18 protein-coding genes are annotated in these 20,821 nt (G+C 61.0%); 13 read left to right on the top strand and 5 right to left on the bottom strand.

Annotation, left to right across the window (positions count from 1 at the left end; genetic code table 11):
• Positions 1-65: 65 nt before the first annotated feature.
• From ACK4TM_RS11605 to ACK4TM_RS11590, 4 genes are all read left to right on the top strand, one after another.
• Positions 66-1,781, top strand: coding sequence for a DNA polymerase III subunit gamma/tau (locus ACK4TM_RS11605; RefSeq protein WP_409701483.1), 1,716 nt, complete (start codon positions 66-68; stop codon positions 1,779-1,781).
• Between the two features lie 60 nt (positions 1,782-1,841).
• Positions 1,842-2,186: a YbaB/EbfC family nucleoid-associated protein gene (locus tag ACK4TM_RS11600; protein WP_409701480.1), complete on the top strand. Its 345-nt coding sequence runs from the start codon at positions 1,842-1,844 to the stop codon at positions 2,184-2,186.
• A 69-nt stretch (positions 2,187-2,255) separates the two neighbouring features.
• Complete coding sequence (gene recR / locus ACK4TM_RS11595; RefSeq protein ID WP_409701477.1) at positions 2,256-2,849, top strand: recombination mediator RecR; 594 nt, start codon at positions 2,256-2,258, stop codon at positions 2,847-2,849.
• Positions 2,850-2,937: 88 nt separating this feature from the next.
• Complete coding sequence (locus ACK4TM_RS11590) at positions 2,938-3,195, top strand: hypothetical protein (RefSeq protein WP_409701474.1); 258 nt, start codon at positions 2,938-2,940, stop codon at positions 3,193-3,195.
• 62 nt (positions 3,196-3,257) lie between these two features.
• Here the strand turns inward: ACK4TM_RS11590 and ACK4TM_RS11585 are convergent, their stop codons facing one another.
• Together ACK4TM_RS11585 and ACK4TM_RS11580 are read right to left on the bottom strand one after the other, a co-directional pair.
• Positions 3,258-4,019 (bottom strand): DUF1013 domain-containing protein, encoded by a 762-nt coding sequence (locus tag ACK4TM_RS11585; RefSeq protein ID WP_409701471.1) that lies wholly within the window; start codon positions 4,017-4,019, stop codon positions 3,258-3,260.
• A 196-nt stretch (positions 4,020-4,215) separates the two neighbouring features.
• Positions 4,216-4,989, bottom strand: coding sequence for an alpha/beta hydrolase (locus tag ACK4TM_RS11580; RefSeq protein WP_409701468.1), 774 nt, complete (start codon positions 4,987-4,989; stop codon positions 4,216-4,218).
• Between the two features lie 67 nt (positions 4,990-5,056).
• Here ACK4TM_RS11580 and ACK4TM_RS11575 point away from each other — a divergent pair, with 67 nt between their 5' ends.
• Entirely contained in the window at positions 5,057-6,535 is a 1,479-nt protein-coding gene (locus ACK4TM_RS11575) for an NAD-dependent succinate-semialdehyde dehydrogenase (protein ID WP_409701465.1), read from the top strand.
• A 69-nt stretch (positions 6,536-6,604) separates the two neighbouring features.
• Here ACK4TM_RS11575 and ACK4TM_RS11570 read toward each other — a convergent pair whose 3' ends face one another.
• Together ACK4TM_RS11570 and ACK4TM_RS11565 are read right to left on the bottom strand one after the other, a co-directional pair.
• Complete coding sequence (locus ACK4TM_RS11570; protein ID WP_409701462.1) at positions 6,605-7,615, bottom strand: serine hydrolase domain-containing protein; 1,011 nt, start codon at positions 7,613-7,615, stop codon at positions 6,605-6,607.
• A gap of 100 nt (positions 7,616-7,715) precedes the next feature.
• The gene (locus tag ACK4TM_RS11565; RefSeq protein ID WP_409701459.1) at positions 7,716-8,303 is read right to left on the bottom strand and encodes a DUF1285 domain-containing protein; all 588 of its coding nucleotides are present in this window, start codon (positions 8,301-8,303) and stop codon (positions 7,716-7,718) included.
• Positions 8,304-8,360: 57 nt separating this feature from the next.
• On the opposite strand from ACK4TM_RS11565, the gene ACK4TM_RS11560 reads away from it, so the two are divergent.
• The 4 genes from ACK4TM_RS11560 (at position 8,361) to ACK4TM_RS11545 (ending at position 15,145) form a co-directional block, all read left to right on the top strand.
• Complete coding sequence (locus ACK4TM_RS11560) at positions 8,361-9,368, top strand: AAA family ATPase (RefSeq protein WP_409701456.1); 1,008 nt, start codon at positions 8,361-8,363, stop codon at positions 9,366-9,368.
• Positions 9,365-10,234, top strand: coding sequence for a DUF58 domain-containing protein (locus tag ACK4TM_RS11555; protein WP_409701453.1), 870 nt, complete (start codon positions 9,365-9,367; stop codon positions 10,232-10,234). The genes ACK4TM_RS11560 and ACK4TM_RS11555 overlap by 4 nt, the downstream gene beginning before the upstream one ends.
• Positions 10,234-12,984: a DUF4159 domain-containing protein gene (locus tag ACK4TM_RS11550; protein ID WP_409701450.1), complete on the top strand. Its 2,751-nt coding sequence runs from the start codon at positions 10,234-10,236 to the stop codon at positions 12,982-12,984. The genes ACK4TM_RS11555 and ACK4TM_RS11550 overlap by 1 nt, the downstream gene beginning before the upstream one ends.
• A gap of 91 nt (positions 12,985-13,075) precedes the next feature.
• Positions 13,076-15,145 carry a hypothetical protein gene (locus ACK4TM_RS11545; RefSeq protein ID WP_409701447.1) on the top strand — a complete coding sequence of 690 codons (2,070 nt, stop codon included), beginning with the start codon at positions 13,076-13,078 and terminating at the stop codon, positions 15,143-15,145.
• Here ACK4TM_RS11545 and ACK4TM_RS11540 read toward each other — a convergent pair.
• On the bottom strand, positions 15,142-15,834 hold the full coding sequence (locus ACK4TM_RS11540; protein ID WP_409701444.1) for a DUF599 domain-containing protein: 693 nt from the start codon (positions 15,832-15,834) through the stop codon (positions 15,142-15,144). The two genes, ACK4TM_RS11545 and ACK4TM_RS11540, sit on opposite strands and share 4 nt — an antisense overlap.
• Before the next feature lie 89 nt (positions 15,835-15,923).
• Here ACK4TM_RS11540 and ACK4TM_RS11535 point away from each other — a divergent pair, with 89 nt between their 5' ends.
• The 4 genes from ACK4TM_RS11535 to ACK4TM_RS11520 are packed head-to-tail and all read left to right on the top strand — an operon-like array spanning position 15,924 to position 20,661.
• Positions 15,924-17,357, top strand: a complete 1,434-nt coding sequence (locus ACK4TM_RS11535; RefSeq protein WP_409701441.1) for an FAD-linked oxidase C-terminal domain-containing protein — start codon at positions 15,924-15,926, stop codon at positions 17,355-17,357.
• A gap of 35 nt (positions 17,358-17,392) precedes the next feature.
• Positions 17,393-18,487 carry an FAD-binding protein gene (locus ACK4TM_RS11530; protein WP_409701438.1) on the top strand — a complete coding sequence of 365 codons (1,095 nt, stop codon included), beginning with the start codon at positions 17,393-17,395 and terminating at the stop codon, positions 18,485-18,487.
• Complete coding sequence (glcF, locus tag ACK4TM_RS11525; protein WP_409701435.1) at positions 18,487-19,806, top strand: glycolate oxidase subunit GlcF; 1,320 nt, start codon at positions 18,487-18,489, stop codon at positions 19,804-19,806. Before ACK4TM_RS11530 ends, glcF begins: the two co-directional genes overlap by 1 nt.
• A 51-nt stretch (positions 19,807-19,857) precedes the next feature.
• Positions 19,858-20,661, top strand: coding sequence for a trypsin-like serine peptidase (locus tag ACK4TM_RS11520; RefSeq protein WP_409701432.1), 804 nt, complete (start codon positions 19,858-19,860; stop codon positions 20,659-20,661).
• Positions 20,662-20,821: the final 160 nt, after the last annotated feature.

Genomic DNA, 20,821 nt, shown 5'->3' with positions numbered 1-20,821 from the left:
GTGGTAGACCTCTGCCGCGCAGAGGCATAGGCTGCAGCATCATCCGAATCCCGCCAAAGGCCGCCATGACCGACGAACCCCGTTACCAAGTGCTCGCCCGGAAATACCGGCCTGAAACCTTCGCCGATCTGGTGGGGCAGGATGCGATGGTGCGCACCCTGCGCAACGCCTTTGCCGCCGACCGGATTGCGCAAGCGTTCATGATGACGGGGATCAGGGGAACCGGCAAAACCACCACTGCCCGGATCATTGCCAAGGGGATGAACTGCATCGGCCCTGATGGCACAGGCAAGCCAACGACTGATCCTTGTGGTGTCTGCGAACACTGCGTGGCGATCATGGAAGGCCGCCATGTCGATGTGATGGAAATGGACGCCGCCAGCCGTACCGGCGTGGGCGATATCCGCGAAATCATCGACAGCGTTCACTACCGTGCGGCCTCCGCCCGTTATAAGATATATATCATCGACGAAGTTCATATGCTGTCGAAGAACGCGTTCAACGCGCTGTTGAAGACGCTGGAAGAACCACCCGAACATGTGAAATTCATCTTTGCCACGACGGAAATTCGTCAGGTGCCGGTAACCGTGCTGTCGCGCTGCCAGCGTTTCGATCTGCGCCGGATCGAACCCGAAACCCAGATCGCGCTGTTGCGCAAGATTGCCGACGCCGAAGGTGCCGCGATCAGCGATGACGCGCTGGCGCTGATCACCCGCGCCGCCGAAGGATCGGCGCGCGATGCGCAGTCATTGCTTGATCAGGCGATCAGCCACGGCGCGGGAGAGACAAGCGCCGAACAGGTGCGCGCCATGCTGGGGCTGGCGGACCGTGGCCGGGTGCTCGACCTGTTCGACATGATCCTGCACGGGCGCGCGGCGGATGCGCTGACCGAACTTTCGGGTCAATATGCCGATGGTGCCGACCCGATGGCCGTGCTGCGCGATCTGGCCGAGGTGTGCCATTGGGTCAGCGTGGTGAAAATCACACCGGACGCCGCAAATGACCCCACAATCAGCCCCGATGAACGCAGCCGCGGTCAGGCCATGGCCGACGGTCTGCCGATGCGCGTGCTGTCACGCATGTGGCAGATGCTGCTGAAAGCGCTGGAAGAGGTGGCGATGGCCCCCAACGCCATGATGGCCGCCGAAATGGCAGTGATCCGGCTGACCCATGTCGCCGACCTGCCTAGCCCCGACGATCTGGTGCGCAAGTTGAAAGACGCGACACCCCCGCCACCGGGCCCTGTGCGCGCCGCACTCTCCCCGCCAACGAACGGCCCCACAGCGCGGAGCGTTGTGTCAACGGGCGGCGCACAGACTGCCCCGGCGCTCGCACCCGGAGCCCTGCAACATTACGCAAGGTTCGAGGATGTGGTCGAACTGATCCGCCACAATCGCGACGTCAAACTGCTGGTCGAAGTTGAGACTGGCCTGCAGTTGGTATCCTATCAACCCGGCCGGATCGAGGTCACGCTCGCCCCTAACACCGCGACCGACCTGATCGGCCGGCTGGGCGCGCGGCTGCAATTATGGACCGGCAACCGCTGGACGATCAGCGTCGTCAGTGAAGGCGGGGCACCCACCATCGCGCAAACCCGCGATGCCGCCGAAACCGCCCTGCGCGATCAGGCCAATGCGCATCCGCTGGTGCAGGCTGTGATCAAAGCCTTTCCCAAGGCGCGCATCACCGACATCCGCACCGCTGCCAGCAAGGTACTCGAAGCAAGCGAGGACGCGTTGCCAGAGGTCGAAGACGAATGGGATCCGTTCGAAGAGGATTGATGCGCTTGCGGCACCGCCCCCAAAGACCTATCTCGGAATAAACCAGATCAGGAGATGAGAATGCTCAAAGGCATAGGCGGACTTGGCGACATGGCCAAGATGATGAAACAGGCGCAGGACATGCAAGGCAAAATGGCCCAGATGCAGGAAGAGCTTGAAAACGTACTGGTCGAAGGCGTCAGCGGCGCGGGTCTGGTCAAGGCCACAGCGACGGCCAAGGGCGAGCTGAAAAGCCTCGATATCGACCCCTCGATCTTTAACGGCGAAGACAAGGAAGTGGTCGAGGACCTGATCCTTGCCGCCATCAAGGACGCACAATCAAAGGCGACTGAGCGCGCGCAGCAGGAAATGGCCAAGATGGCCGAAGGTCTGGGTCTACCACCGGGTATGAAACTGCCCTTCTGACGTCGTTAGAGCCGAAGTATCCCTGCCGGAGAGGCTTAAATATACGTTGCCCTCACACCAAAGGCCCCCATGTCAAACGGCACCGAAGACCTTGATCACCTGATCGCGATGATGGCGAAACTGCCGGGGCTGGGGCCACGCTCTGCCCGCCGGGCGGTGCTGCATATGATCAAGAAGCGCAGCCTTGTGCTGCTGCCCTTGGCTGATCTACTGCACCGCGTCGGGGCAAATGTGCGCGAATGTCTCAATTGCGGCAATATCTGCACGGCGGATTTGTGCGATATCTGCCTGTCGGAAAAACGCGCCAACGGGCAGGTCGCAGTCGTGGAAGATGTCGCGGACCTCTGGGCCATGGAACGCTCTGGCGTGTTCAAAGGCCGGTATCACGTGCTGGGCGGCACGCTTTCGGCGCTGGACGCAGTCGGGCCAGAAGAATTGCGCATTCCCAGATTGCTTGACCGGATCGGCAGTGAAAACGTGACCGAAGTGATTATCGCCCTTGGTGCGACGATCGATGGGCTGACTACGGCGCATTACATCGCGGACCAATTGCCTGGCGTGACGGTCACGTCATTGGCACAGGGCGTCCCTGTGGGCGGGGAACTGGATTACCTTGACGATGGCACCATCACCGCCGCGTTAAATGCGCGCAAGGCACTATAAAAACCCATATCAAACGCAATTTTGCCGTAATGCAATGCCAGCTTTTGAGTGTTGTGCGTCAATTGAACGTTATGGCGGGGATTATTGCATGAACAGTGACATAAGATCCGACGATTTTGCAGCGCGCCTGCGCCGCATCGAAGAAATGCGACGGCAATCCGCCGCAACGAAAACCCGCCGCCCAGCACGTAAAAATGGGGCAGGCTCCGATGATGAAGCCACTGGCATGCGCAATGCCTTGATCTGGTTGGTCCTTGTGATCGTGCTTGGCACGGGTGGTTATGTTGCATGGAAGCTGAACTCCGTAGACCTTGACGGCGCACCCGCTAATCTCAGCGGGGTGTAACAGGTCCAACGCAAAACGCGCGCCCCATGGGACGCGCGTTTTATATTGTAAACATGGTCGGTTCAGCGACGGCCATCCTCATCATCATCGTCATCATCGGGCAGGTTGAAAAAGCTGTCGGCATCGCTGACGTCGCGCTTGTCTTCTTCCTCTTCCTCGTCGCGCGGGTCGCTCAGGCTGAAGCTTTCCAGACCGGCCATCGCGGTCGGCATCTTTGGCTCTGGTGCCATATCTAGCGATTGTTCGGTGCTCACCAGCTTGCGCCGTTCATCATCGCTCATCGCCCCACCCTCACGGGCCTTCTTGGCATTGGCCTTTTGCACGGCCGCATCCAGCTCGGATTGCTTGCACAGGCCAAGGGCGACCGGGTCAATCGGGTCAAGATTGTTGATGTTCCAATGAGTGCGTTCGCGGATCGCCAGAATGGTTGGTTTCGTCGTGCCAACCAGTTTCGAAATCTGAGCATCCGACAATTCAGGATGAAATTTAACCAGCCAATAGATCGACGCCGGTCGATCCTGCCGCTTGGACAAAGGCGTGTAACGCGGCCCGCGGCGTTTTTCCTCACCGGTGGCGGCAGCGTAGAATTTCAGCTTCAGCTTATAGCTGGGGTCAGCTTCGCCCTTGGTGATCTCGTCTTGGGTCAACTGGTTGTTGGCGACGGGATCAAACCCTTTCACACCAGCAGCCACATCGCCATCAGCGATGCCCTGCACTTCCAATTCATGAAAGCCGCAAAATTCGGCGATCTGCTTGAAAGTCAGCGTTGTGTTATCACACAGCCAAACGGCGGTCGCCTTGGCCATAATCGGTTTCTCAGTCATCGTGCTCTCCTGATCTGACAGACAAGCCTTTCCAAAGCCCTTGCAGGGGCAGACCGCGGGGGCCGGGTTCGCATTGTCGGGGAACTTGGTCCCTGTATACTTATCGCGGGGCCAAGAGGAAAGATCAAAAATCCCGCATTGTCAGCGCCGGAAAATCCCTGCCCGCTGGTTCATGTTTCGCAGGAATGTGAGCCTGTTATGCCAGCACTGCGCGGGTCAAGTCGCTGTCAGCCTCCGCCAATTCGGCGATCACATCAAAATGATGCCGCTCTGGCGCGACAACCAGCGGTGCATCCCAGGCCTGCGCCAGCAAACCGGCCTGTTCCAGAAACGCAGGTCGTTCCGCGCCCCCAACCCAAATTGTCACCGGCACATCGGGTGTCGGCAGATACACCGAGCTTTCGCTTGTCACGACATCGTGCGTGATCCCCAGATCGGCATTCATCGATGTCTGCATCAAGGGGGCCAAATCTGCGACCGGCGAAATAGGCAACACCCGCGCCAGCCTGCTCTGCCAGCGCGCGCCCGGTCGCGGTGATGTCATACGCGCCACCAGTTGCCCGCCCGCCGAATGGCCGACCAGTCGCACGGGACCCGGCACGCGGTCCGCAATCACACCGATAGCCCGCGCAATCTGATCGCCGATCTGCGCGATCCCGACATCGGGGCACAGATCATAGGACGGCATCGCCACCGCCCAGCCCTGCGCCAAAGGCCCCGCCGCCAGATGCGACCAGAAAGATTTGTCGAACCGCAGCCAATATCCGCCATGTACGAAGATCACTACTCCCTTGGCCAATCTGTCAGGATGAAACAGATCATACCGCTGCCGTGTGCTTTCGCCATAGGTCAGATCAATCTCGCACCGCGCCACAGCGCGAAACGCCGCCGCCTCTGCGGCCCAGCGATCGGGGTAATCCGCACCGCCCGAAATATAAGCCGCATTCGCATAAGCATCATCCAGCTGCATCGGTTGCCCCCCCTTTACCTTTGCCCCTTTGAGGGGTCACATTGTGTCAAAGTCAAAGGAGATTACCATGCTTGATGAAACCACCAACCTCAAATCCATGCTCAGCCGCCCTGATCTGCTTTGCAAAGACGCTTTTGTCGGCGGGGAGTGGATTCAGGCCAAAAGCGGCAAAACCTTCGACGTAACCAATCCAGCGCGCGGCGATGTGATCGCGCAGATCCCTGATCTGTCCCGCGCCGAAGTCGCCAAAGCCATCGATGCCGCGCAAAAGGCGCAGAAACCATGGGCCGCCTTGCCCGCCAAGGAACGGTCCAAGGTTCTGCGCAAATGGTTCGATCTGATGATGGCGCATCAGGAAGACCTCGCCATCATCATGACATCCGAACAGGGTAAACCGCTGGCCGAGGCGCGCGGAGAAGTCGCCTATGGCGCCTCTTTCGTGGAATGGTTCGGGGAAGAAGCCAAGCGCGTCTATGGTGAAACCATCCCTGGCCATATGGCTGACAAACGCATCACCTTGATTAAACAACCTATCGGCGTCGCCGCTGGCATCACGCCGTGGAACTTTCCCAATGCGATGATCGCGCGCAAGGTCGCCCCGGCGCTGGCGGCCGGTTGCGCGTTCGTCGTGCGGCCTGCGTCGTTGACACCATTGTCCGCGCTGGCCATGGCGAAACTGGCGGAGGAGGCAGGCGTGCCCAAGGGCCTATTCTCGGTCGTGACCTCGACCTCCTCTTCCGAAGTCGGCAAGGAATTTTGCGAAAATCCCATCGTGCGCAAACTGACCTTTACCGGATCGACCGAGGTCGGGCGCATCCTGCTGAAACAGGCCGCCGATCAGGTGATGAAATGCTCGATGGAACTGGGAGGCAACGCGCCTTTTATCGTCTTCGACGATGCCGATTTGGATGCCGCGGTCGACGGTGCCATCGCCTGTAAATTCCGCAACAACGGCCAGACCTGCGTCTGCGCCAACCGGATCTACGTGCAAAAAGGAGTTTACGAGGAATTTGCCGCCAAACTGAAGGTAGCGGTCGAAAAACTGCGCGTTGGTGATGGCTTGTCTGATGGCACCACCCTCGGGCCGCTGATCGAACCGGCGGCGGTCAAGAAGGTGCAGGAACATCTTGACGACGCTTTGGCCAAAGGTGGCAAGGTCATGACAGGGGGCAAACCCCATGATCTGGGCGGGCAGTTCTTTGAACCCACTATCGTCACCCACGCCACCAAGGACATGCTGGTCAGCACAGATGAAACCTTCGGCCCCTTCGCGCCCTTGTTCATGTTCGAGGATGAAGATGACGTGATCTTTCAGGCCAATGACACGATCTTCGGTCTTGCCTCTTATTTTTACGCCAAGGACCTGTCGCGCGTGACCAAAGTGGCCGAGGCATTGGAATACGGCATCGTCGGCGTGAACACCGGGATTATATCGACCGAGGTGGCACCTTTCGGCGGGATCAAGCAATCTGGGCTGGGCCGTGAAGGGTCATCGCATGGTATCGATGATTACATGGAACTGAAATATATCTGCACCAGCGTGTGATGCGGGTTTGGGATGGCTGACATGACCCATCCTGCAGATCGTCAAGTAGGGTGGGTGATATCACCCACCTTAACCCATCCGACTCCGCGCGAGCGGGATCACATCGCCCTCGATCAGCTGCATGATATCACCGAAATGGCCGCCTGAGCGGGCGGGCAGGGTAGGATCTGACGTCAATGCCAGCGTCATTTCAAGCGCGGGCACCGTGCAGATCACCTGCCCGCCATAGCCGCGGGCAAGCGCATAATCCACGCCACCAGCCTGCCCCAGAAACCATCCATACCCGTAGCTGAGACCGGAATACTGCGACCTTGTGCGCGGCTCCAGCGATTGCGCGACCCAATCTGCACTCAGCACCTGCGCACCATCATACTGGCCGCCCATGCGGTACATCTCGCCAAAGCGCGCCATGCCCTCCAGTGTCAGTGCCATTTCGTTACCACCGAGATAAAAACCCTGCGGATCGCGGGTCCAGGCTGGGATCTCAATCCCCAAAGGCTGCCCCAGCCGGGCGCGCGCCAGATCCAGCAAGGATTGACCCGACACTTCCGACAAGACCGCGCCCAGCACATGGAATGACCCGGTCGAATAAAGCATTGGCCCGCCTGGTTCCGCCACAAACGGCCGGCCCAGCGCATCGGCGACCCAGTTGCGGCTGTTCACCCAAGCGCCGTAATTGCCACCCGACGTGCGCTCCAGCCCGGTTTGCATCGTCACGAGGTTTTCCACCGTGATCTCGGCCACGCGCGGATCGGCGCCGGATGGAATCAACCGTGGTGCCACCGCGCCCAATTTGGCTTGCACCGATGGCAGTTCACCCCGGTCCAGTGCGGCACCAGTCAAAGCCGCCACAATCGTCTTGGACACTGATTTGACCGGCACGGCGCGGCCAAGTGGCGGGCCGCGAAACACCTGTGAGATAACTTCTGCCCCCGATTGTCGGATCACCAGCCCGTGGCACTGGTCCATAGACTGCACGCGGTCGGCAATCCCGGCCCAAGGGTCTGACTGCGCGACCAATGGCGTGGCGAGACTGGCCGCAGCCCCCAACAAAACGGTCCGGCGGTGATAACGTGACATGGCAGATCCTTATTTTTCAGACCGAAAGATAAGGCCGCGCGCCAGACAGGCCAGTGACATTCACGTGTATGCGCCGCAGAAGATGGGTGTTTCCCCCTTCCTACGGCAATTCATCCGCGGGAATGATCGGAAAGAACGCACCTAGCGAACGCACGCCGAACCAGCGCGCGCCCTCATGCGCGGCCTCTTCCCCCATATCCACCAGACGATAAAACGACTTGCGGTCAATCAATGCTTCCAGATTGGCGCGGACCAGCACGTAGGGCGAGGGCTCCCCTGTCGCCGGATCGCGTACCACACGAATCGGATTGTCCGGCCCGGCTGTCACCTCGTCGCCCACATTCGTCTTGAAGATCAGGTTGCCATCATGGGCATTGACATCCACCGCCAAAAACGGCGCGTCATCCACCGTGATTCCGACCTTTTCCACCGGGGTGACCAAAACGTATTCATCACCGTCCCGCCGCATGATGGTGGAAAAGAGGCGCACCAGAGCGGGCCGCCCGATGGGCGTGCCCATGTAGAACCACGTCCCGTCCCGCGCGATCCGCATGTCGATATGCCCGCAATGCGGCGGGTTCCACAGATGGACCGGCGGCAATCCGCCTTTTTGCACCGCCTTTGCGCTTTGCGCGAGGCTTTCGGCGCTTGGCGCTACAATCTTTTGTGTGGTCGTGGATTTTGCCATTGGGGTCACCCGGTTTATCTGGTCGAATGACAGATATAGCTTATTTGAGGGAATGTCATGACACAGGACGCTGATCTCGTCAGCCAGATCGAGACGCTCGGCGAAAAACTGGGGCAGGCGCGCGACAGCATCTCGGCCCGCTTCATCGGTCAGACCCGCGTCGTGGACCTGACGCTGTCGGCGTTGATCTGCGGCGGTCACGCGGTGCTGATCGGCCTGCCCGGGCTGGGCAAGACCCGACTGGTCGATGCGCTGTCCACCGTGATGGGGCTGAACGGCAACCGCATCCAATTCACGCCGGATTTGATGCCCGCCGATATCCTCGGCTCGGAAGTGCTGGAAACCGCCGCCGATGGCAGCCGTGCGTTCCGCTTCATCGAAGGGCCGGTGTTCTGTCAATTGCTGATGGCAGATGAAATCAACCGCGCCAGCCCGCGCACGCAATCTGCTCTGTTACAGGCCATGCAGGAAAAAGAGGTCACAATCGCAGGCCAGCACCGCCCCTTGGGCGTGCCGTTCCACGTTCTAGCGACCCAGAACCCGCTGGAACAGGAAGGTACCTATCCGCTGCCAGAAGCGCAATTGGACCGTTTCCTCGTCCAGATCGACGTGCCCTACCCCGACCGACAGACCGAACGCGACATCCTGATCGCCACGACTGGCGTGGAAGATGCGCAGGCGACCGCCGTGTTCACGACGCAGGAATTGCTTGATGCACAGGCGCTGCTGCGGCGGATGCCGGTGGGTGAAAACATCCTCGACATGATCCTTGATCTGGTGCGCGCCTGCCGTCCCGATGACGCGACCGCGCCCGATATCATCCGACAAAGCGTCAGTTGGGGTCCCGGCCCCCGTGCGGCGCAAGCGCTGATGCTGACAGTCCGGGCGTCTGCCCTGCTTGATGGTCGTCTGGTGCCGTCGGCAGAAGACGTGCGCAACATGGCCGTGCCCGTGCTGGAACACCGGATGGCCTTGTCCTTTGCGGCCCGTGCGCGCGGAGAGGATGTGCAATCTGTTATCAATCAGGTTGCCGGCCAGATCACGCAGGTCGCAGCAGCGGCATGAATACACCGGTGATGCTCCGGTCGCAGGGTGAAAGCCTTGCGACGCACCTGCCGCCATTGCTGGCAGAGGCCGAGCATCTGGCCGCGACCGTCCTGCTGGGCGATCACGGACGCAGGCGGGCGGGAGTCGGTGATACATTCTGGCAATACCGTCCGGCCCAAAGCCATGATGCCGCGCGCAGCATCGACTGGCGCCGTTCGGCGCGGTCGGACGCACGGTTCGTGCAGGACAAGGAGTGGCAGATCGCACAATCCGTCATCCTTTGGGTCGATCAGGGGGCGGCGATGGGGTTTGCCTCGGACGATCACGCAACCAAGGCAGACCGCGCCCGGACGCTGGCGATGGCACTGGCGATCCTGCTTAATCGTGGCGGCGAACGCGTCGGCCTGACCGGCCTGCGCCTGCCGCCACGCCGAGGGTCGGCACAATTGGCGCAGATGGCGCAGATATTGTCCGAGAGCGAGACAGGCGATCACGGCTCACCCGATGCAGAAGGCATGCTGCCGCATTCGCGCGCGTTGTTCGTCAGCGATTTCCTTGGCAATATTGATGGTGTGACCGCCGCCCTGACCCGCGCTGCCGATCGTGGCGTGCGCGGCGCAATGTTGCAGGTGCTTGATCCGCAGGAAGAGGCGTTTCCATTCGACGGCCGCACGATCTTTCAATCCATGACGGGTACGGTGAGACACGAAACCCTGCGCGCGCGTGACCTGAAAACCCGCTATCTCGACCGGCTCGCTGCGCGCAAGGACCAGCTACAACAGCTTGCCCGCAGGACGGGCTGGCAGTTTCACAGCCACCATACCGGCCAACCCGCAACGCAGGCGCTGCTGTGGCTTTACGGCGCGCTGGAAAGGCAGCGCTGATGTGGATGCTTGGTCCCATAGGCTTTACCGCCCCGTTACTGCTGATCGGCCTGATTGTCCTGCCAATCCTGTGGGTATTGCTGCGCGCGGTCCCACCTGCCCCCGTGCAGCGCAGGTTCCCCGGTGTGGCGCTGCTTTTGGGCTTGACAGACGCCGAAAGCCAGTCCGACCGTACCCCATGGTGGCTTTTGTTGCTGCGCCTGCTGGCGGTCGCTGCCGTGATTATTGGCTTTGCCGGACCCACCCTGAACCCACAGCAAGCCCGCGACGGGCGCGGTGATCTGGTGATCGCCATCGACGGCACTTGGGCCGGCGCACCTGCCTGGCAGAGCACGCTGGACCGGGTGACTGCCCTGCTGTCTGAGGCAGCCAGCAACGACCGTCGCGTTGCCGTGATCAATTTGACGGACCTGCCCTTGGCTGAGCCGTTGCCCTTTGCCGCTCCGAGTGTATGGCAGGAACGGCTACCCAGCGTGCAGCCGCAGCCGTGGCAGCCCGCCGATCCCGCCGAGTATTTCGCTGCACAATCAGGCAGCTATGAAACCTATTGGATCAGCGATGGTCTGGATTACCCAGACCGCGACGCCCTGCTTGCCACCTTCGAACAGGCGGGACCCGTGACCGTGTTCCATACACCGCGCCAGATCACCGGCCTGCGCCCCGCCCGGTTTGAAGAAGGCGGGGTTCGCATCAGCGCCGCCCGCACGCCCATCGGCAATGAAAGTGAGGCCAATGTCACTGCCATCGGCCTTGATCCCGCTGGCGTGGAACGCGCACTGGCCAGCGTGCCGCTGAACTTTGAGCCGGGCGAGGAGGTCGCGGAGAACACGCTGAACCTGCCGCCGGAACTGCGTAACCGGATCACACGATTTGAATTGACCGGTGTCCGTTCCGCCGCCGCTGTCAGCCTGACCGATGATGCGCTGCGGCGGCGCGAAGTCGCATTGATCTCGGGCCGGGAGGATCGCGAAGGGCTGGAATTGCTGTCACAGCTTTTCTACCTGCGCGAGGCGCTGGAACCCACGGCCGACCTGATCGATGGCGATCTAGAGAATGTCCTGCTGGCCAATCCCGACGTCATCGTACTGGCCGATGTCGCGATCCTGACCGATATCGAGGCACAGGGCATCGCCGATTGGGTCGATGCAGGCGGCTTGCTTTTGCGTTTCGCCGGGCCGCGGCTTGCCGCATCGGATGTCGGGCGCGGGTCCGAAGACCCGCTGTTGCCCGTGCGCCTGCGCGAAGGCGGCAGGTCCGTCGGTGGCGCGATGAGCTGGGGAGAACCCAAGACGCTGGCGCCTTTCGCTGTGGACACGCCATTCTTTGGGCTGGCTGTACCTGGAGACGTGACAGTCACCAGCCAAGTGATGGCCCAGCCTGACCCTGCGCTGGCCGATCGCGTGATCGCGCAACTCGTGGATGGCACGCCGCTGATCACGCGCAAATTCAGCGGCGAGGGACAGGTCGTGCTGGTCCACGTCACTGCAAATGCCGAATGGTCCAGCCTGCCCTTGTCAGGCCTTTTCGTGCAGATGTTGGAACGTCTTGCAGTATCCACACGCCCTGCCACCCCCGACGCGGCAGAACTGGAAGGCACGATCTGGCAACCGGACCGGCTGCTTGACGGCTATGGCCGCCTGCAAGACGGGCGCGATCTGGCCGGTGTATCGGGCGAGGTTCTGGCCCGTGCCGTGCCGGGTCCTGACCTGCAACCAGGTGTCTATGCCGGACGAGACCGACAGATTGCGGTGAATGTCGTCGGTGCGGACACCACGCTGACGGCAGCGGCATGGCCCGCCCGGATCGCCGTGGAAGGGATGGATGTGCTGCGCGCCACTGCGTTAAAAGGCTGGTTGCTGACCGCCGCGCTGGCGCTGCTGCTGGTCGATCTGATCGCATCGCTGGCTGTCGGCGGTCGGTTGCGCGGCCCCCGCGCAGATGTCGCGGCGACATTGGTCTTGGCGCTGCTGATTGCGCCGCAGGCCCGCGCGCAGGATGATTTCGCTATCCGCGCGACGTCCGAGGTGGTGCTGGCCCATGTGCTAACCGGTGATCCTGCCATAGATGATGTGACCTCCGCTGGCTTGCTGGGTTTGTCCCAGACTCTGACGCGCCGTACGTCGATCGAACCTGCAAGGCCAATGGGCGTGAATATCGAAACTGATGAACTGGCGTTCTTCCCGTTCCTTTACTGGCCGATCACCGCCAACACCGACCTGCCCAGCCGCGAAGCCTATGGCAAGCTGAACCGATATCTGCGTTCAGGCGGAATGATCCTGTTTGACACGCGCGATGCCGATACCGCGCGTTTCGGGTCCGGTTCACCCGAAGGTGCACGGCTGCAGGCGATTGCCCGATCGCTGGATATCCCGCCGCTGGAGCCGATCCCCCAGGATCATGTCCTGACGCGCACCTTCTATCTATTGCAGGATTTTCCGGGCCGCTATGCCAGCCGCGACGTCTGGGTCGAGGCATCCCCGGTCGAAGCCGAGATTACCGACGGCATGCCGTTTCGCAACCTCAACGACGGGGTGACGCCGGTGGTCGTGGGCGGTAACGATTGGGCACGCGCCTGGGCCGTGACCGCCAGCGGCGCGCCGATGTTTCCCGTGGGGCGCGGAACCGCAGGCGAACAACAGCGCGAGATTTCGCTGCGCTTTGGCGTCAATCTGATCATGCATGTGCTGACGGGCAACTATAAATCCGATCAGGTGCATGTTCCGGATTTGCTGGACCGGTTGGGGCAATGACTATGGAATCGCTCTTTTCGTATCAATTGCCAAGGCAACTGCTGCCTCCCGCGAAAATATTCAGGTTCGAACGTTTCAGGGGCGGACGCAAATGACCGGAAGTGTGATCTTTGATCCGCTGATCCCATTGATCGGGGTTTATGTGCTGGCGGCGCTGGTGGTTCTGGCGGTGGTAGTAGCGATCTGGCGACGGTTACCGGGCTGGTGGCTGCGCGGACTGGCGGGACTGGCCTTGCTGGCGGCAATGGTCAATCCGTCGCTGCAGCAGGAAGACCGCGCGCCGCTCAGCGATATTGTGATGGTCGTCGTCGATGAAAGCGCCAGCCAGCGGATCGCGGGCAGGCCCGGTCAGAATGACGCAGCTCTGGCCAATGTCACTGCAGAACTTGACCGCCAGCCCAATACCGAAATGCGTCTGGTCACCTTGGGCGATACGCCGGGCGATCAGGGGACAACCTTGATGGCTGCGCTGTCGGAGGCCCTGGCGGAAGAACCGCAGGGACGGATCGCAGGCATCGTCCTGATCACCGATGGCCGCGTGCATGACATGGAAAGCGCGCCGGCGCTGCCCGCGCCCTTGCATGTCCTGCTGACCGGTGAACCGGATGACTGGGACCGTCGTCTGGTCGTATCTAATGCCCCTGCCTTTGCCATTCTGGGCGAGACCTTCAACCTGACCCTGCGGATTGAAGATCAGGGCGCTGCCCCGCCCACCGAATCTGTCGATCTGTCGGTTTCGATTGATGGCGAGGAGCCGATGATCCTACCCGTCCCGGTGGGCCGCGATATCGAAGTGCCAGTGCAATTGACGCATGCAGGCATGAACGTGCTGCAATTTTCGGTGCCCGAGGCCGAGGGAGAATTGACCAACCGCAACAACACCGCAGTCGTGCAAATCAACGGCGTGCGTGATCGCCTGCGCGTGCTGCTTGTCTCGGGTGAGCCGCATCCGGGCGAAAGGACGTGGCGCAATCTGCTCAAATCCGACGCTGCAGTCGATCTGGTGCATTTCACGATCCTGCGCCCACCGGACAAGCAAGACGGTGTGCCGGTCAATGAATTATCACTGATCGCCTTTCCGACGCGCGAATTGTTCTTGGAAAAGATCGATGAATTCGACCTGATCATCTTTGACCGCTATCGCAGGCGGGGCATCCTTCCCAATGCCTATCTGGAGAATATCCGCAATTATGTCGAAGAGGGCGGCGCTGTGCTGATCTCATCTGGTTCGGAATATGGCGGCGCGGAAAGCATCTATCGTTCGCCCTTGGGTACGATTCTGCCCGGTGCGCCGACAGCACGTGTGTTCGAGGAAGGGTTCGTACCGCGGATCACCGAGCTTGGCGCGCGCCATCCGGTGACGTCCGGGCTGGATGCCTTGTCACCGCCGCCTGCAGAGGGGGATGGGCCTGGCTGGGGCCGCTGGTTCCGCCTTGTCGATGTCATGGTGCCGGAAACGGCGTCGATTGTCATGTCAGGTCTGGATGACCGCCCCTTGCTGATCCTTGACCGGATTGGCGCGGGCCGTGTCGCGCTGATGGCGTCGGATCATTCATGGCTGTGGGATCGCGGTTATGAAGGCGGCGGGCCGCAACTGGAATTGCTGCGCCGTCTGGCGCATTGGATGATGCGCGAACCAGAGCTTGAGGAAGAATCGCTCAGCGTCCAACCCACCGGACAGCAGATGCAGATTATCCGGCGCACATTGTCCGACAGCGCCGCCGATGTCACGGTCACCCATCCCGACGGGACCGAAACGGTACTGCCATTGACTGAAACAACGCCGGGGCGGTTTGAAACAACGTGGGATGCGCCCGAAATCGGCCTTTACCGGCTGGACGATGGGGACCAGAACGCCGTCATCGCGCTTGGCCCCGCAGCACCGCGTGAGTTCGAGCAAACGATTGCGACGGGCGATGTGCTGGCCGATATTGTCGACAGCACACGTGGCGGGATCATGCCAATATCCGCAGGCCCTGTGGATATCCGTACTGTACGCGACGGACGTCTGGCCGCCGGTCGCGGCTGGATCGGGATCACCCCGCGCGGTGCCTATCAGACGGCAGATATCCGGATCACGGCCTTGGTGCCTGCATGGCTGTTCCTGTTGCTGGCAGGATTGCTGAGCATCGGTGCCTGGCTGCGCGAAGGGCGGCGTTAATCGCCCAGTAGCACGTTGCGCGGGGTCGATGAAAATTCGCGCGCCCAGATCATCCAAGCCGCAGCAAAGGTGGCGATGATCAGCGCCTGTGGTCCCAGCAACCACGCCAAAGCCGCGAGCGCAAAATACATCGACCGCAGCCCGCGGTTGAAATTCAGCGCGGCACGGATATTCAGTTCTGCCGCCTGCGCTGCGCGCGGAAAGGCGATAGGGTCGGTCGCATCTTCCGGGACCGAAGCCATGACCACCGCGCAATAGCCGAAGACCCGGTTCGCCCAGACGAATTTCAGAAAACCATTGGTCAGGAACAGCGCGACCAGCGCCAGTTTCAACTGCCAGATCAGAACCGGGATTTGGGTATCGGTGACACCTGCCGCAACCCCGCGCAAAGATTCCGTATTGCCAAGCAGCGCCAGGACGCCGCCAATGGCAAACAGGCTGGTCGATGCAAAAAACGCAGTGCCTTCGCGCAGGCCGGCAAGGATCTGGCTGTCAAAAATCCGCGGCTGGCGGGTGACGAATACCTTCATCCAGTCGCGCCGCCGCTGCGACATCAGGATCGTGACAGATGGCTTTTTCGCACCGGGATGCTCGATCCGCCACCCGATGGTAGCCCAGACAAGTACGATGAGGCCCGCCGCGATACCGTCAGCCAGGCCAAGAAGGCTAAGATGGTCAAACAATGTCATACAGAATCATTAGCCTCTGTCGTCACGACTTGCCAGATGGCAAAATTGGTCATATATTCTTACCAGTGGCCGCAATGGGAGGATACGCCGTGCAAATGCCCGCGCCGAGTACAGATGTTTTGTCGCGCAAAGACGCAATCGTCGCGCGCCTTGCCGGGGTACTTCCCGCTGATGCGTTGATGTCGGACATCTCGGAAACGCGTGCTTATGAATGCGACGCGCTGACGGCGTATCGCTGCCCACCCCTAGCCGTGGTTCTGCCGTCCACCACGCAAGAGGTCGCCGCCGTATTGAAGATCTGTCATGATATGGGCGTACCTGTCGTGCCCCGCGGGTCGGGCACATCGCTAGCCGGCGGTGCCTTGCCCACAGCGGATTGCGTGATCCTTGGCGTGGCCCGCATGACCGATGTGATCGAGACGAATTATGACGACCGCTATATCCGTGTTCAGACCGGCCGGACAAATCTGTCGGTGACAGGTGCCGTAGAGGCGGACGGATTCTTTTACGCCCCAGACCCAAGCAGCCAACTGGCCTGTGCCATCGCGGGTAATATCGCAATGAATTCCGGCGGCGCGCATTGTCTGAAATATGGGGTGACGACGAATAATCTGCTGGGCGTGACACTTGTGACGATGGACGGCACGGTGATGCAGATCGGTGGCGCGCATCTGGATGCGGGCAATCTCGATCTGCTCGGCGTTATCTGCGGGTCCGAAGGCCAGTTGGGTGTCGTGACCGAGGCGACTCTGCGCATCCTGCCCAAACCCGAAGGCGCGCGGCCCGTCTTGATGGGCTATGACAGTTCCGAAGTCGCGGGACAGGTCGTAACCGATATCATCAAAGCAGGTATTCTGCCGGTCGCGATCGAGTTTATGGATCGGCCATGCATCGAAGCCTGCGAGGCTTTTGCCAAAGCAGGGTATCCGATCTGCGAGGCGCTTTTGATCGTCGAGGTCGAAGGATCCCCCGCAGAGATTGACGCCCAACTTGCCCTGATCATGGACATCGCACGCAGCCACAACCCTGTCGAACTGCGCGAGGCCAAGGACGCCGAAGAGGCCAGCCGCATCTGGCTGGGCCGCAAATCGGCATTCGGCGCAATGGGCCAGATAAATGATTACATGTGTCTTGATGGCACGATCCCGGTGTCCGCCCTGCCTTTCGTGTTGCGCCGGATAGGTGAGATGTCGAAGGAATACGGTCTTGGCGTTGGCAACGTATTCCATGCGGGTGATGGCAACATGCACCCGTTGATCCTGTTTGATGCCAACAAACCCGGCGATCTGGAATTGTGCGAGGCCTTCGGCGCGGATATCCTGCGGCTTTGCGTCGAGGTCGGCGGCTGTCTGACCGGCGAACATGGGGTGGGGATCGAAAAACGCGATCTGATGCATGTGCAATTCGCCCCCGCCGATCTGGAGGCGCAGATGGCGGTCAAGGATGTATTTGATCCATTTTGGCTGCTGAACCCCGCCAAGGTGTTCCCACTCGACAGCTCTGCGCCACGGCGCGCGGCGTGATGGCTGCCCCAGAATATTTGCACACGGACGATGACATGACGCCTGAAACAGAAGATGCACTGGCGCAAATGATTATGGCGGCAGATGGCCCGTTGCGGATCGTGGGCGGTGGGACGCGCCCGGTGGGGCACAGCATGGGTGCGGCGCTGTCGCTGGCGGGGATGTCGGGCATTACGCTTTATGAACCCGGCGCGCTGACGTTGGTGGCCAAGGCAGGCACACCTCTTGCAGAGATCGAAACGCGATTGGCCGAAGAAAACCAGCGGCTCGCGTTCGAGCCGATGGATCATCGGGCCCTGTTGGGCACAACGGGCGAACCGACAATCGGCGGCATGGTCGCAGCCAATGTATCGGGACCGCGCCGCATTGCGGTGGGTGCCTGCCGGGATTTCATGCTCGGTGTGCGGTTTGTCGATGGGGCGGGCAATATCATCAAGAATGGTGGCCGGGTGATGAAGAACGTCACCGGCTATGATCTGGTCAAGCTGTTGACCGGCTCCTATGGCACCTTGGGCGTGCTCACCGAAGTAGCGTTGAAGGTCATGCCCGATGTCGAAACGCAGGTGACGCTGGTGTTGCAGGGCCTTGATGACAACCGCGCCGTAGCCGCAATGGCGGCGGCGATGTCGTCACCGTTCGAGGTGACAGGTGCCGCGCACGATCCCGCAGCGGGCCGCACGATGTTACGGCTGGAAGGTTTTGCCACGTCGGTCGCTTACCGCGCGCAGGCATTGCTCGCGGTTCTGGCGCCGTTCGGAACGGCAACGGTCGAGGATGATCCAACGACAGTCACGGCAAGCTGGGCCGCTGTGCGGGATGTGGCGGGTTTTGCAGATCAGCCCGGTGATGTCTGGCGGTTGTCCGTCAAACCATCCGACGCGCCAGAGCTCGTGGCCAAAGCGCGGGCGCGCGGGGTGATCTATGACTGGGCCGGTGGCCTCGTCTGGTTGATATGTGAAGGCGATCTGCGCGCGCGGCTGGGCGATTTTGGCGGTCACGCGACCTTGATCCGTGGCACGGCCGACGTGCCGGTGTTTCAGCCGGAGCCTGCACCGATTGCGGCCATGGCCGCCGGACTGCGGGCGAAGTTTGATCCACGCGGCTTATTCAATCCGGGGATAATGGGCTGATGCAGACGCATTTCACACCAGAGCAATTGCAGGACCCCGAGATTCAGCGGGCCAATCAGATCCTGCGGTCCTGCGTGCATTGCGGGTTCTGCACCGCGACTTGCCCAACCTATCAGATCCTTGGCGATGAACTCGACAGCCCGCGCGGTCGGATTTATCTGATCAAGGATATGTTGGAAAATGATCGCATTCCTGACGCCAAAACAGTCAAACATATCGACCGCTGCCTGTCCTGTCTGGCCTGCATGACCACCTGCCCGTCAGGTGTGCATTACATGCATCTGATCGATCAGGCCCGCGCCTATATCGAAAAAAACTATGACCGCCCATGGTCAGACCGGGCCTTGCGCTGGATACTGGCGCGCACCCTGCCCTATCCGATTCGGTTCAGGCTGGCGCTCTTGGGGGCCAAGTTCGGACGGCCATTCGCGCGTTTCATGCCTGATCCACGCCTGCGCGCTATGCTAGAGATGGCACCACGGACCATCCCACCCGTCAGCCGCAACGATGATCCGCAGACCTTTGTCGTGATGGATAAAAAGATGCGCGTTGCGCTGATGACAGGCTGTGCGCAAAAGGCGCTGAACACCGACATCAACGATGCCACGATCCGGCTGTTGACGCGGTTTGGTGCGGAAGTTGTAATAGCTGACGGCGCGGGTTGTTGCGGCGCGCTGACCCATCACATGGGCAAGGAAACCGAAAGCCATGCCGCCGCCGCGCGCAACATCCGCGCCTGGGTGCGCGAGATGGATCAGGGCGGTCTGGACGCGATTGTGATCAATACCTCGGGCTGCGGAACCACAGTCAAGGATTACGGTCATATGTTCCGCAATGATCCGCTTGCGGCGGATGCGGCAAGGGTCAGCGCGATTGCGATGGATGTGTCAGAGGTGTTGATAAAACTCGACCTGCCCGCAGGCGAGGATAAAGGCACCAGGGTCGCCTATCACGCCGCCTGTTCCTTGCAGCATGGCCAAAAGATCAAGGCCTATCCTAAGGATTTGCTGAAAAACGCAGGGTTTACGGTGCTGGAACCCAGCGACACCCATCTATGCTGCGGATCTGCGGGCACTTATAACCTGATGCAGCCCGTGATTTCCAAGGAACTGAAGGCGCGAAAGGTCAGGACTTTGGAGGCGCTGACGCCGGATATCATCGCGGCTGGAAATATCGGCTGTATGATGCAGATCGGCAGTGGCACCGATGTTCCGATCGTCCATACCGTCGAACTGCTTGATTGGGCGACAGGCGGACCCCAGCCCCCGGCCCTGACAGCGCCCGGCAAAACCGCACCGCAAGTGCCGATCCTTCGCTAGCGCAAGGCGCGCAGCCTGTGTATCCTTCCCGTATCACGCAAAGGATATCAGATGCGCCAGTTCTTTCTTGCCGCGATGATGGCGCTGGCAAGCGCCCTGCCCGCGCTGGCGCAAAGCGACCTGGTGACCTTGCAGACACGGCAGGCAAGCACCGGCTGGGAGGCTGTCGGCAGGCTCGATATCGCGGGCAAGGGGTTCTGCACGGCCGCCCTGATCCGCGAAAGGCTAATTCTCACGGCAGCGCATTGCCTTTATGACCATGACGGCGCCCTGATCACAGCCGACAGGTTTTCGTTTCGCGCAGGCCTGCGCGACGGACGTGCGGCGGCAACGCGCAACGTGCTGCGCGCTGTCGGGCATCCGGGCTATATACATCAGGGCGATACCACCGACGCGGCTGCCGTGGCGATGGATATCGCCGTGCTGGAACTGGACCGTCCGATCATCGAACATCGCCTGCAACCTTACCCGATCGCGGACCGCCCGCTTGCCGGGGATGAGGTCGGCGTGGTGTCTTATGGCCAAGGCCGCGAAGACGCGCCAAGCCTGCAAGAGGTCTGCACCGTGCTGGGCCGCCAGACCGGCGTCATCGTGCTCACCTGCGATGTGGATTTCGGGTCCAGCGGATCGCCGGTGTTCACCATGCGCGGTGGCGCGCCTCAGATAGCATCCGTCGTGTCGGCGATGGCGCTGGTGGATGGCCGCAAAGTAGCGCTTGGCACCTCGCTTGAAGGGCCGTTGCATGTGCTGCTGGCGCATTTTGCGGATGCGCCCGCACGTCCTGGGGGTGGTCAGCGGCTGATCACCCATGGCGCGCGCAATGATATCGGGGCAAAATTCATCACCGTCGATTAAGGTCTTGAAACCACGATTTGGCTTTCCAATATATGGTGCATCGGGGTGCCAACGACGGGCCCCGGATCACCGGCCTGTCCGATATCGGAAGGCCTAACCATTGTTATCGCTTACGAAAAAGGATGACCAAGATGCGTAGTTTCGACCTGACCCCGCTTTA

Origin of the sequence: Yoonia sp., assembly GCF_046292185.1 — a bacterium.
Taxonomy (GTDB): domain Bacteria; phylum Pseudomonadota; class Alphaproteobacteria; order Rhodobacterales; family Rhodobacteraceae; genus Yoonia.
This window is presented reverse-complemented; position numbering and strand designations above follow the sequence as displayed.